This is a genomic window from Acinetobacter sp. YH12138, assembly GCF_015218525.1.
Lineage (GTDB): Bacteria > Pseudomonadota > Gammaproteobacteria > Pseudomonadales > Moraxellaceae > Acinetobacter > Acinetobacter amyesii.
In genome coordinates this window covers 2,246,023-2,259,867 of record NZ_CP048670.1, presented here as the reverse complement: position 1 = coordinate 2,259,867, position 13,845 = coordinate 2,246,023, and the positions used below count along the sequence as shown (strand labels likewise).

Below are 13,845 nucleotides of genomic sequence, written 5' to 3'. Positions count from 1 at the left end.
CGCGCAAGCTACGCGGTTTTTTTATGACTCAACAAATCTTATTTGTTTTTGTCTTTTAATTGAGGCACTGCAGAACCTGTACCTACTGCAAGTAAGCCAGAGTTTGTGTAGATGCCTAATTTAGCGCGAGTATCTGTGATATCCAAGTTACGCATAGTCAATTGACCGATACGGTCAGCAGGACTAAACATAGAGTCACCTTTCTCCATAGTTAAACGCTCAGCTTCATAAGTGAGGTTAGGAGATTCAGTGTTTAGAATAGTGTAGTCATTACCACGACGAAGTTCTAAAGTCACAGTACCTGTGATTGCTTTAGCAACCCAACGCTGTGCAGTTTCACGAAGCATTAAAGATTGAGAATCGAACCAACGACCTTGGTAAAGAAGACGACCTAAACGCAGACCGTTAATGCGGTATTGTTCGATGGTGTCTTCGTTATGAATACCAGTCACAAGACGCTCATAAGCGATGTGAAGAAGCGCCATACCCGGAGCTTCGTAAATACCACGAGATTTTGCTTCGATAATACGGTTTTCGATTTGGTCTGACATACCTAGACCGTGACGACCACCGATACGGTTGGCTTCAAGAATGAATTCAACAGGGTTTTCGATACGTTTGCCATTTAATGCAACAGGGAAGCCTTCTTCGAAAGTTACAGAAACTTCTTCAGCTTTAACTTCTACGTCATCTTTCCAGAAAGCAACGCCCATGATTGGGTCTACGATTTTGATACCCGCATTAAGGTATTCAAGATCTTTTGCTTCGTGAGTCGCACCTAACATGTTTGAGTCAGTTGAGTACGCTTTCTCTTTTGACATTTTGTAGTCAAAACCATTGTCGATTAGGAACTGTGACATTTCTGCACGGCCACCTAATTCGTCAATAAAGGTTTGGTCTAACCACGGTTTGTAAATTTTAAGTGCTGGGTTAGTCAATAGACCATAACGGTAGAAACGTTCAATGTCGTTACCTTTATAAGTCGAACCGTCACCCCAGATGTTTACGTCATCTTCTTTCATTGCGGTTACAAGCATTGTACCTGTAACTGCACGACCAAGAGGAGTCGTGTTGAAATAAGGCATACCACCAGTTGAAATGTGGAAAGCGCCACATTGAATAGCCGCAATACCTTCTAATGCAAGTTGTAAACGACAATCAACTAAGCGAGCTTTAACTGCGCCATACGCTTCCGCTTTTTTTGGAATCGCATCGTAGTCGTCTTCATCAGGTTGACCTAAGTTTGCTGTGTAAGCATAAGGTTCTGCACCTTTTTGTTTCATCCACAAAAGCGCAGCTGAAGTATCTAGACCACCAGAGAAGGCAATACCAACTTTTTTGCCAACTGGGACATTCTGCAAGATAGTTGCATTATCAGTCATTGTTAATCCTAACGATATAAATATAGGCACCGAGAATGGGTGGCCTGAAAGAATACATATATGTGCGTGATTGTAGCACTTTTCTGCACGGTTTTTCTAAAAAATCATGAGATACAAGCGATGAGGTAGAAAAAATTGATCGTTGAAATCTATTGGTGAATACTTCATCCAGTTTTTGCGGGCAGAAAATGCGTTTTCTGAATGGAATAGAATACAAATATAAAGAAATCTATTTGATTTAAATAAATGGTCATACCATTATTGGGTTAATTTGGTTTTTATACTTTTCATTGAAATGAGACTGAAGTCAAACAAAGCTTGGTTATTAGACTAAAGTATATTTTATAGAATTTATTCATAAATAATAAATACAAAACAGATATTTAAAAGTTGATATGGAAGTTTTTAAAAGGGAAAATAATGTTTTTGTATTATTTATTGGTCATACCAAAAACAAGAAAAGCTTGAATGATTGAGTTTAATTAATTAAAAATTGCGGAGTATTTCAGCAATAGTATGAGTTTTTATGTCTTTGATTTTTATATTGGTCATACCAATACAAAAAGACCACATGCTGATATTGCTCAATAATTAAATCTTAGTAAGCATTTCAAGGAGATGACAATGCTTCAATGGCAGCAAATATATGACCCAATGGGGAATATATGGATATCAAGTTTAATTGCGCTCATTCCGATTATCTTTTTTTTCTTGGCGCTTGCTGTATTTCGTTTAAAAGGCAGTGTGGCAGGTACGATCACCGTTGTACTGGCACTTTTGGTGTCTTTATTTGCCTATGACATGCCTGCGCTTATGGCATTGGCTTCGATGGTCTACGGTTTCTTCTATGGTTTATGGCCGATTGCATGGATCATTATTGGTGCGGTGTTCCTGTATAAAATTTCAGTCAAAACAGGGCAGTTTGACATCATCCGTTCTTCGATTCTTTCCATTACTGAAGATCAACGATTACAGATGCTGTTAGTTGGCTTTGCTTTCGGTACTTTCCTCGAAGGTGCGGCGGGCTTTGGTGCCCCTGTGGCGATTACCGCAGCACTATTGGTAGGTTTAGGCTTTAAGCCTTTATATGCGGCAGGTCTTTGTCTGATCGTCAATACTGCGCCAGTGGCTTTTGGTGCGATGGGTATTCCAATTATCGTTGCTGGACAAGTGTCTGGTGTTGATACGATGGAAATCAGTCAGATGGTTGGTCGACAGCTGCCATTTATGGTGCCGATTGTACTGTTTTGGATTATGGCGATTATGGATGGCTGGCGCGGTGTGAAGGAAACTTGGCCTGCAGTTGTTGTTGGCGCGAGTAGCTTTGCGATTGCACAGTACCTAACCTCGAACTTTGTCGGTCCTGAATTACCCGATATTACCGCGGCGATTGCCTCTTTAGTGTCATTAACGATTTTATTTAAATATTGGCAGCCTAAACATATTTTCCGCTTTGCAGATCAAGATGCGACGATGAGTGAAGATGTTGCTGCACAAAAACAGCAAAAATATAGCTTGGGGCAAATTGCAAAAGCGTGGTCGCCATTTGCGATCTTAACGGTGATGGTCACGATCTGGAGTATTAAACCGTTTAAGGATTTATTTACCAAAGATGGCGCGCTGCATGACATGGTTATTTCGATCAAAGTGCCATTTTTACATCAATTGGTTCAAAAGATGCCGCCAGTCGTACCTGAAATGAAGGACTACGATGCCATCTATAAATTTGATTGGTTTTCGGCAACAGGTACGGCAATTGTCATTGCTGCGATCATTACCATTATTTTCTTAAAAATGAAGCCTAAAGAAGCAATTGTGACCTTTGGTGAAACCATTAATGAATTAAAAATTCCAATTTATTCGATTGGGATGGTCTTGGCTTTTGCATTTATCGCCAACTATTCAGGGATGTCAGCAACATTGGCATTAGCACTTGCGCATACAGGTCAAGCCTTTACTTTCTTCTCGCCATTTTTAGGATGGCTTGGTGTATTTCTAACGGGTTCAGATACGTCAGCCAATGCACTATTTGCTGCATTACAGGCAACTACTGCACAGCAAATTGGTGTGCCAGAAGTATTACTCGTTGCTGCCAATACCAGTGGTGGTGTGACTGGAAAAATGATTTCTCCGCAGTCAATTGCAATTGCATGTGCGGCAGTTGGATTGGTAGGTAAAGAGTCGGATTTATTCCGTTTTACCGTAAAACACAGTATAACGTTCACAATCATGATGGGGATTTTAATCACCCTACAAGCTTATGTGTTCCCTTGGATGATTCCATAACACGCATTGTGTAACAACGTTAAGGAAAGCAGATGAAAGTCTCTGATAAAACTGTTCAAAGCCTTCGTGTATTGATTGAAGAAAGCAATATGCAAGTTGGAGATCGTCTGCCTGCTGAACGGAAACTGTGTGAACAACTTGGCGTCTCACGCACCTCTTTACGCGAAGCGATTTCTCAATTGACCAGCATGGGCGTGTTGGTCAGTAAAGTCGGTGCGGGGACTTTTTTAAAGCAATTACCTGCGACTTGGTCGAGTTATCAAATTGTGCAGCCCATCAGCAGTTTGATTAGTGAAGACCCTGCCTACCGTTTTGATGTGCAAGAGGCGCGCATTATTTTAGAAGGTGGTACTGCATGGTATGCGGCACAACGTGCTACAGCAGAGGACTTGGCACATATCCGACATTATTATGATCAGATCAATCATTTTCAGGCTTTAGGCAATGACGATGAAGCAGCGCGTGCAGATGCCAAATTTCATTTAGCAATTGCTGAAGCTTCACACAATTTAGTGTTGATTCAGATGATGCGTGGTCTATTTGATCTGTTGCAATTTAATGTCGTTTTAGGTCGTCGAAAAGTTTATAGCGAAGCACACCGATTTGATCAATTGCATGATCAGCACTTTCAAGTCATGAATGCAATTGAACGTCGTGATCCTGAAGCTGCACGTAAAGCAGTCTGTGGACACATTGAGTTTGTAGTACAACAGGTGCGCATGATTGATGAAGAAGAAGCTCGTCGTCAGCGTGCCAGTCGATTAAACAGGATATAAGCATGATTATTTCTTCTGCCAATGACTATCGTGAAGCGGCACGTCGTCGTTTACCGCCATTTTTATTTCATTATATCGATGGCGGGGCGTATGCCGAATATACCTTAAAGCGTAATGTAGAAGATTTATCAAAAATAGCGTTGCGTCAACGTGTGCTGAATGACATGTCACAGCTGAGTTTAGAAACCAAACTGTTTAATGAAACTTTATCGATGCCTGTGGCTTTATCACCTGTGGGTTTAACCGGGATGTATGCACGCCGTGGTGAAGTTCAAGCAGCCGTTGCCGCAGATAAAAAGGGCATTCCATTTACGCTGTCTACCGTTTCAGTATGTCCAATTGAAGAAGTGGCGCCTGCGATTCAGCGTCCCATGTGGTTTCAGTTGTATGTGCTACGTGACCGTGGCTTTATGAAAAATGCCTTAGAACGTGCCAAAGCAGCAGGCTGTTCAACTTTAGTGTTTACCGTGGATATGCCTGTTCCGGGCGCGCGTTACCGTGATGCGCACTCAGGAATGAGCGGGCCAAATGCAGCCATGCGCCGTTATATGCAGTCGTGTTTCCACCCACACTGGGCGTGGAATGTGGGTTTATTAGGTCGTCCGCATGACTTAGGGAATATTTCAAAATACTTGGGCAAACCAACAGGTCTAGAAGATTATATCGGCTGGTTGGGGAATAACTTTGACCCATCGATTTCATGGAAAGACCTTGAGTGGATTCGTGAATTTTGGGATGGCCCGATGGTCATTAAAGGCATACTTGACCCTGAAGATGCCAAAGATGCAGTGCGTTTTGGTGCAGATGGCATTGTGGTGTCAAACCATGGTGGCCGTCAGCTCGATGGGGTTTTATCATCAGCGCGTGCATTACCGCCAATTGCAGATGCAGTAAAAGGCGATATTAAAATTCTTGCTGACTCAGGTATTCGAAATGGTTTAGATGTGGTGCGTATGCTGGCTTTGGGTGCAGATACCTGTATGCTCGGTCGCGCATTTGTTTATGCACTCGGTGCAGCAGGTGGTGAGGGTGTTTCCAATCTTCTAGAACTGATTGATAAAGAAATGCGTGTTGCGATGACCTTAACTGGTGCAAAAACCATTGCGGATATTACATCTGATTGTTTGGTGAAGTTAGAGAAAGAGTTGGCTGGGTGATTTTTTGAATCGATCTCTTGGGAAAGTTATTCGTGATCAAAAAAATTATCAATGAAAGTTCCCTCTCCTTGTAGGAGAGGGTTAGGGAGAGGTATTTATTTATTGATTAATTAATTCTCCTAACCCTCTTGTGTAGCATTGCTACTCATCCCAAAGGGAGAAGGGATATTCATTATAGATTTTAATAACAATGACTAAAAACTTTTGATATGTGCAAATAAACCTACGTTGTTTAAATTATTTAAACCAATATTTTTTTATTGCATAACAATGCAATTCCTCTTTAGCGAGGAGAGAAAATAATGAAAATGGAAAATTCTACGAGCATGCAAACTCAATCATTACAAACCATTCAAAACCTCATCAACATCGTCGGTGAGCAACACGTTTTAACTGAAGATAAAGACACACGTTTATACCGCCAAGGTCGCCGTTACGGTGCAGGAAAAGTATTGGCTGTGGTTACACCGGGCTCTTTGCTTGAGCAATGGCAAGTGCTGCAAGCGGCTGTGGATGCAAATTGTATTGTGATTATGCAAGCCGCCAATACAGGTCTGACAGGTGGTTCAACGCCGTTTGGTGATGACTATGACCGTCCTGTGGTGCTGATAAGTACACGTCGTTTGGTTGGCATCCAAGTGATTAATGAAGGCAAGCAAGTGATTTGTCTACCGGGTGCGACATTAGACAAACTTGAAAAAGATTTGCTGCCATATAATCGTGAACCTCATTCGGTGATTGGTTCTTCGTGTATTGGGGCATCGGTTTTGGGCGGCGTGTGCAATAACTCAGGGGGCGCTTTGGTACGCCGCGGTCCTGCCTATACAGAGCTTGCACTGTATGCACAAGTAAATGACTCAGGTGAGTTAGAGTTGGTCAATCATCTAGGTGTCAATCTTGGCAATACGCCTGAAGAAATCCTCACAGCGCTGGAAAATAAAAATTATCAAATCAATGACATTGTGAATAATTCAAGTTGCTGTGCATCAGATCAACGCTATTCACATGACGTAAAGCAAGTCGATGAAAATACACCTGCACGTTTTAATGCAGATCCGAGTCGACTATTTGAAGCATCAGGTTCAGCGGGTAAAGTCTGCGTCTTTGCAGTACGTTTAGATACCTTTGAAAAAATTCCTAGTCAGGTGTTTTATGTAGGGACCAATTCACAAGATGATTTAACCGAAATTCGTCGTTTTCTATTAAAAGATCTTGCACGCCTCCCGATTGCAGGTGAGTACATTCATCGCGTGGCATACGATATTGGGGCTGAATACGGTAAAGATTCTTTTGTATTTATTGAAAAATTCGGCACTGCAAAAGTTCCTGCTGCTTTTGCCATGAAAGATAAAGTCGATGGCTATTTAGAAAAACTGGGTTTGCAAGGTTTATCGGATAAAGTTTTACAACTCGTCACTAAATTTATGCCGAATCATCTGCCAAAACGTATGAATGAGTTTCGTGATTTATATGAACATCATTTGATGATTCGTATTGAAAATCAGGATGTTGATCAAGTTGATGCGTATTTGAAAACGTATTTTTTAGATAAAACGTCAGGCAATTATTTTAAATGTACGGATGAAGAAGGTCGTAAGGCATTTTTACATCGCTTTGCGGTGGCAGGTGCTGCAATTCGTTATCGTGATACGCATCGTTCAGAAGTGGAAGACATTGTTGCACTGGATATTGCATTACGTCGCAATGATCGTGAATGGGTGGAAACTTTGCCGAAAGCCATGGATGAGCAAATTATCCATAAACTCTATTATGGACATTTTCTTTGTCATGTTTTTCATCAAGATTATATTGTGAAAAAAGGTGTAGACCCTTTGGCAATGGAACATGCAATGTGGCATTTACTCGATGATCGTGGCGCTGAATATCCTGCGGAACACAATGTTGGACATTTGTATGTGGCGAAGCCTGCATTAAAAAATCATTATCAAAAGCTGGATCCGACTAATAGCTTTAATGTGGGGATTGGACAAACCAGCAAGCTGAAACATTGGAAATAATGCTTTATAAAACAACACGCCGTGATGTGATATATCACGGCTTTTTTATGAGTGAATAATTTATGCGTCACACGGTATTGACCATAAAAGCGAAGAATATTTTCTAAATTGTCATCCCAAAATATAAAAAAACCGCTAAAGTGTTATGCAACAAGTTGCAAAGCCAAAATAAGGATTCAGCATGACAACGACTAGCTATGCAAATATTTTAAAGCCTTTACATTTGGGTTTTACCACGATTAAAAACCGTGTCGTGATGGGGTCCATGCATAGTGGGCTGGAAGATCGTTTTTATAACTATCCTAAATTGGCAGCTTATTTTGGTGAGCGTGCTAAAGGTGGTGTCGGCCTGATTATTACAGGCGGTATTTCTCCAAACCGCCAAGGTTGGCTGTTACCTGCTGGCGGTACCATGAATACTTTAGGTGATATTGCTCCACATCGCTTGGTGACCCATGCAGTACATAAGCATGGTGCCAAAATTTTAATGCAAATCTTGCATGCTGGGCGTTATGGCTATCAGCCTTTTGCAGTGTCAGCAAGTCCGATTAAATCTCCGATTTCACCTTTTAAACCACGTCAATTAACGGACAAACAAATTCTTTCAACCATTGATGATTATGTCAAAACGGCAAGTCTTGCACATAAGGCCGGCTATGATGGTGTTGAAATTATGGGTTCAGAAGGCTACTTGTTGAATCAGTTTTTAAGCCGCCATGTCAACCAACGGACAGACCGTTGGGGCGGTGAAATTGAAAATCGTATGCGCCTTGCGGTTGATATTGTGAAATCAATACGTGCTGAAGTGGGTGAGAAATTTATTATCTGCTTCCGTTTGTCATTGCTTGATTTGGTTCATGATGGGAACACCATGGCAGAAGTCATTACTGTTGCTAAAGCATTGGAAGCAGCTGGTGTGACGTTATTGAACACGGGTATTGGTTGGCATGAAGCACGTATTCCGACAATTGTGACCTCAGTGCCTCGCGCAGCGTTTGTGGACTATACCGCTGAAGTCAAAAAACATGTTGCGATCCCTGTCATTGCGTCCAACCGTATCAATATGCCAGATACAGCTGAAGAAATTTTAGCTTCAGGCAAGGCAGATATGGTGCAAATGGCACGTCCATTCTTGGCAGATCCATTTTGGGTAAATAAAACGGCGACCAACCGTGTCGATGAAATTAATACCTGTATTGCCTGTAACCAAGCCTGCTTAGATCATACTTTTAAAAATCAGCGTGCGACGTGTTTGGTCAACCCACGAGCGGCATATGAAACTGAATTGGTTTATTTAAAGACCAAAAAACCGAAGCGTATTGCAGTCGTCGGTGGTGGCGTGGCAGGCATGTCTGCAGCTACGGTTGCGGCAAGCCGAGGCCATGCGGTGACATTATTTGAAGCTGGTGCAGAGGTGGGTGGTCAATTTAATTTGGCAAAAGTCATTCCCGGCAAAGAAGAATTTCATGAAACGATTCGCTACTTTAAAGTTCAAATCGAAAAAACGGGTGTGGATTTGCGTTTAAATACGCGTGTAAACCGTGAACAGCTTGAACGTGAAGGGTTTGAGGAAGTGGTTATTGCAACAGGTGTAGTTCCTCGCAGCTTGAAAATCGAAGGTAGTGATGCACCGAATGTTTTGTCTTATGCAGAAGTGCTGAAAGGCGCAGCTGTGGGGGGTAAAGTTGCTGTAATTGGTGCAGGCGGCATTGGCTTTGATGTATCTGAATTTTTACTCAAACCACCACATCAGCCACAACCAATGCCTTTAGCGGATTGGCAGCGGGAGTGGGGTGTTGATCCAAATCCAAACTACATAACAGAAGGTGGTATGCAGGCTGCTGAGCTCGAACCTCCTTTTCGTGAAATCTATTTATTACAACGTAAAACAACTGCACTTGGTGCTGGGTTAGGTAAAACATCAGGCTGGGTACACCGTGCACAATTAAAGAAAAATGCGGTTCGTATGCTGCGTGGTGTTCAATACAAAGCCATTACTGATGAAGGTCTTTGGATTGAACATGCAGGGCATGATCAATTATTACGTGTAGATACAATCGTCGTTTGTGCAGGTCAGGAATCGGTAAAGCATTTGATGCCAGAACAGGGTGAGAAAACCCTTGCCAATTACCATATTATTGGTGGCGCAAAACTAGCAGCAGAGTTAGATGCAAAACGCGCAATACGTGAAGGTGCGGAGCTCGCAGCTAAACTTTAAGGATTTGGCGAAACAATATTCATTTGAAAGGTTTAGTTGTAATTTTTACTTGTCAGATGAATAAAACCTCCGTATTATGGCGCACATGGAAGCGTGGCAGAGCGGTTTAATGCACCGGTCTTGAAAACCGACGAGGGCGCGAGTCCTCCGTGAGTTCGAATCTCACCGCTTCCGCCAAATTCAAAAAAGCCGCTGTAGTGATACAGGGGCTTTTTTTTTTTTAGATTTTAATTTGAGACGGCAACCTTACTTACTAGTATTTTTTAAGGACTGTTAAAAATGAATATAAGACTTAAAATTCAGGTCAGAAATTAATACAAGGGTTGTCTAAGGTAGAATTAAAAGTAAGAGAAAAGAATGTTTATAGATTGATAGTGTTGAATTTATTTTTAATGGCCTATTTATTTAAATCTTTCACAAGCATTGGGGAGAGCTATGATCGCTTATTTTGAAAAAATATCAATTGTATTTTATTTGATCAATTGTTTTGAAGTGTTAGCAAGGCTTGGCAAGAGAATTGAAAGTGCTATATTTAAATCACGGTAGGTCATAAAACGACGCTACCAATAAGTTGGACGGATCAATGACAGCTCGTTGAGTTTCGTAATATTTTAGTCTTAAGATATTGCAGACAATAAATCAGCACTAGCCTTCCAACATAGAGCCCGCAGCGATGCGGGCTTTTTAATGCCATTTTAGATTTGAAAATATAGTGCTTTTGTCAAACAATAATTAAATAGTAAACCTATGTTATTGATATATAGTTACTAAAGTAAAATAAGTTTACATTGCCATGAAATCTAACATTTACAAAGCAAGTTGTTGTGTAAAGGTGTGATATAAAAAATGCAATTATTAAAACGAGTAGAGACGTTACCATGACACAGATGATTGACATAAAGGTAAAGGACCAATTTAGTCAGGTTTATGAAGCACAAGCTTTGGTGCGTAATCCTTCAGAAGAAGATTCAAGAGGGCTGTTTCATCGCATTGAACATATCATTATTGCTGGTGAAATCATCCTACCCAGTATCGAACTACTTTTTGAAAGTCAAAAATCGGACAGTATTTACAAGCTTTTAGAAGCTTAAATTGAATGAATAAAAAAAACTCACCTTAATGGTGAGTTTTTTATTTTTAGAGATAGAACTTTAAGCTGTTTTATCTGCTTTAAATTGATTCAAAATATAAGACAGTAACTGATAGCGTGTCATCGGGTTGCTAGAAGACAGTTCAACGTCTTGTTTACGCACTTGAATTTCTTGAGTTAAAACACCAGCTTGAAAGCGTTGCACGATCATATGATCTTTTGATACATCATGGTCGGTCAGCACTAGTTTTGGTCCAAGGTGCAGATGTCCAATCGCATCTAGACATTGTTCAAGGCTGCTATATAGGTTGAAAAGGATGAGTGCCTGATCATTAGAATAATTGGCTAAATTCATTTTTATTATCCATGGTCAAAAATTATTGAGCAGGAATAGTGTATATGAATTGAGCAACAATAATCTGTATGGATTATTTTTCATTTAATGTCTATCTAGGTGACTTTGGTTAAATCATTGAGACAGCTTAAATCTTTATGAAAAATAAGTTGGAATTCGCTTTAAATTAAAGCGGCTTGAATACAAGCGGGACATCATAACGGGCAAATTCTTCAATGATACTGCTTAAAACCAATTGAGCTTGAGGTTCCGCTGCTGTAAAGGTGAGTTCTTGGTTCGTTTGGCTGTTGAAGCACTCGACTTGTTCTATACGCCAAATCGTTTCAATGGCTGTATTTTGAATGACCACACGTCGAGGTTGTAATTCATCACTAATTTTTCGTGGCATGACATAGGTAATGGCCAATTGAACATTAGGCAATTCGTCTGGTGAGGTTAAGAATGTAAACACCCAATTGCCAATTTTGCTGAGTTGCATAGGATTATCGAAAGAATCAAATTCTAGACAAAACTGTTGTGACATTGACATGCTCAAACGCTAGGAGGTCGGTTTTATTCTTGCGATTTTTTACTGTTAATTGACATTAGGGGAAGGTCGTATAAAACAGCAGTTAAAACCATAAAAGAAATAAGTGAATCGATAAAGTTAATAAAATTCAATTTCTTATATTGATATGTGTGAAGAATAACTCACCTTATTAAGTTGTTTTTTGAATGAGAAGTGAGGAAAAGTCTCTAAGTCAAACCAGTTGTTGCAGATTTTTTTATACTGTAATTAATTTGCTGTAATGCATGTTGTAAGAGTTTAGGTTGAATATTGGATTCATTTAGACAGGTTATCCATTGCATCTGACAGGCTTTTAAGTCTGCAATATCCGTGGCCTGTTGAATATTAAGCATTAATTTTTTTGCCATCAGCCCACAATAACGCTGTAAGTAAGTGCACATAAAATTCTGTAACTCATCAAAATCGTGCTCGATGAAATCAACGGTTTTTTCTGGCAATACAGGATTGTTTGTTGTCGTAGTTTCAGGTGTGGATTGTGGGAATTGATGGGGTGTAGAGCCCATCGCATCCATTGGTAGGGAGGTCGTCAGTGCGTACTGTGAATGAATCTGAGGAACTTCCATCGTAGGAATTGAAACTTCATTAAAAGTCACATGTACTTGCGCTGTGAGATCAGATGCAGGGCTAAGGTTATTGAGATCGGACGTATTGCTAGGCGCTTTTTTAGGAGTATTAAAAGCAGAAAAATCGGATTTTTGAAGGCGTTGATGATCATGTGCTGTAATTGGCTGAATCAGCCCAAGTTCCATCAGTTGCTCGAGCAAGGACACTTCAGCAATCCGCTGCTGATAATGCACTGGCATTTGGTTAAAGTCATCACTACCAATTAAGAGTAGCAGACGACGTTGTCTTGCATTTAATGCGAGCTGTCGGTCTTTTAAAGTTTGAAAACCCAGCTCAGTTTTTTGATAGTTGAACATGCCTTAATTCCGTAGCTCAAAAGAATTAAGGCAATCCTATGCAGTGATAATGACAGTAATATTAAGAAAATATTAAATAATCAATGATTTATAAAGTAATGACAGCAGAGTTTTCTAAAGCTTTACGCAAATAAGGGTCTAAGTCATCTTGGCGTAACAGCCATTGCACATAGTCTGCAGGTAATTCTGCAATTGCGGTACCACGGTGTTTACCAAAATTAATACTGCGTGGAATGCGAGCATCTTCCGAAGCTTCGTATAATTCTTCGATGCTGTTGATTTTTAAGTGATGCACAATATGCATCAAAATATTGGCAGTTAAAATAATATCCATATCTGCGCGGTGAGCTTTACGGATCATTTCACGGGCTTTTTCACTGCCTTTGGTGATCATATATATCAAGGCAGAAATATTATGCGCTTCTGCATCAGGCCATACTCGACGAGCTAGCGCAAGGGTACAAATGGCTTTGATTTTTGAACTATCTACACCGCATTTTTCGAGCGCTCGAATATCGTAGTCGATATTATGCCCAATGATATATGTCGTCTCTGATGGGAGTTCAAAACTGCTGTAGTGGGGCTGACCTTCAAGATCTGATTCTAAAATATGATGAACAGCCATCGCTGCAAAAGAAATAGCTTCATCACAACGATATAGTTGATCAAAAATTTTAGATTTATCTAAGGTGATTTTGGCATCTGCCACCTGAATTGGAGCATAGGCAATCTCGATGGGTTGTCCATTTAGTGTATGGGTTTCTGTGTCGAGAATGATGGCTTGCATGTCCAGTTCCAGCATGTTGAATAATGTTTATGAATGTACATGATCACATCCACACTGACAAACCCATGCTGTGATTATTTGTAGGAATATTATGAAGATGGCTGCGCAGTGTTTAAATAATCTGCTTTTATCGCATCTGCCGAAATAAAACCTTTACAGCGGGATAAAGCTAAACCATCTTCTAAATCGACTTATTTTAAAGGCTTTTGTCCATCGTGATATCCAAAAATGTCGCTAAGTGGATTAAGCACTAGAGTATGTTCACGATCAATGGCATGGTGGTTTTTC

At 40.4% G+C, this 13,845-nt stretch carries 11 protein-coding genes and 1 tRNA gene; 7 read left to right on the top strand and 5 right to left on the bottom strand.

Annotated elements, in window-relative coordinates; genetic code table 11:
• Positions 1-38 precede the first annotated feature (38 nt).
• Positions 39-1,382: an argininosuccinate synthase gene (gene argG, locus G0029_RS10965; RefSeq protein ID WP_078192912.1), complete on the bottom strand. Its 1,344-nt coding sequence runs from the start codon at positions 1,380-1,382 to the stop codon at positions 39-41.
• A 618-nt stretch (positions 1,383-2,000) separates the two neighbouring features.
• Here argG and lldP point away from each other — a divergent pair.
• From lldP to G0029_RS10930, 7 genes are all read left to right on the top strand, one after another.
• Positions 2,001-3,668 carry an L-lactate permease gene (gene lldP, locus G0029_RS10960; protein ID WP_171263757.1) on the top strand — a complete coding sequence of 556 codons (1,668 nt, stop codon included), beginning with the start codon at positions 2,001-2,003 and terminating at the stop codon, positions 3,666-3,668.
• Between the two features lie 32 nt (positions 3,669-3,700).
• Complete coding sequence (gene lldR / locus G0029_RS10955) at positions 3,701-4,444, top strand: transcriptional regulator LldR (RefSeq protein ID WP_078189144.1); 744 nt, start codon at positions 3,701-3,703, stop codon at positions 4,442-4,444.
• Between the two features lie 2 nt (positions 4,445-4,446).
• A complete protein-coding gene (gene lldD / locus G0029_RS10950) occupies positions 4,447-5,601 on the top strand; it encodes an FMN-dependent L-lactate dehydrogenase LldD (RefSeq protein WP_180109802.1) in 1,155 nt (384 codons plus the stop codon).
• 326 nt (positions 5,602-5,927) lie between these two features.
• Entirely contained in the window at positions 5,928-7,619 is a 1,692-nt protein-coding gene (gene dld / locus G0029_RS10945) for a D-lactate dehydrogenase (RefSeq protein ID WP_180109832.1), read from the top strand.
• Positions 7,620-7,800: 181 nt separating this feature from the next.
• Entirely contained in the window at positions 7,801-9,837 is a 2,037-nt protein-coding gene (locus tag G0029_RS10940) for an NADPH-dependent 2,4-dienoyl-CoA reductase (protein WP_180109803.1), read from the top strand.
• Between the two features lie 87 nt (positions 9,838-9,924).
• Positions 9,925-10,014, top strand: a tRNA-Ser gene (locus tag G0029_RS10935).
• A gap of 701 nt (positions 10,015-10,715) precedes the next feature.
• Positions 10,716-10,928, top strand: coding sequence for a hypothetical protein (locus tag G0029_RS10930; RefSeq protein ID WP_111885766.1), 213 nt, complete (start codon positions 10,716-10,718; stop codon positions 10,926-10,928).
• A 60-nt stretch (positions 10,929-10,988) separates the two neighbouring features.
• Here the strand turns inward: G0029_RS10930 and G0029_RS10925 are convergent, their stop codons facing one another.
• From G0029_RS10925 to G0029_RS10910, 4 genes are all read right to left on the bottom strand, one after another.
• On the bottom strand, positions 10,989-11,282 hold the full coding sequence (locus G0029_RS10925) for a hypothetical protein (RefSeq protein ID WP_180109804.1): 294 nt from the start codon (positions 11,280-11,282) through the stop codon (positions 10,989-10,991).
• Between the two features lie 166 nt (positions 11,283-11,448).
• The gene (locus G0029_RS10920; protein WP_180109805.1) at positions 11,449-11,805 is read right to left on the bottom strand and encodes a hypothetical protein; all 357 of its coding nucleotides are present in this window, start codon (positions 11,803-11,805) and stop codon (positions 11,449-11,451) included.
• Positions 11,806-12,017: 212 nt separating this feature from the next.
• Positions 12,018-12,770, bottom strand: a complete 753-nt coding sequence (locus tag G0029_RS10915) for a hypothetical protein (RefSeq protein ID WP_180109806.1) — start codon at positions 12,768-12,770, stop codon at positions 12,018-12,020.
• An 88-nt stretch (positions 12,771-12,858) separates the two neighbouring features.
• On the bottom strand, positions 12,859-13,557 hold the full coding sequence (locus G0029_RS10910; protein ID WP_180004204.1) for a 3'-5' exonuclease: 699 nt from the start codon (positions 13,555-13,557) through the stop codon (positions 12,859-12,861).
• Between the last annotated feature and the right edge of the window lie 288 nt (positions 13,558-13,845).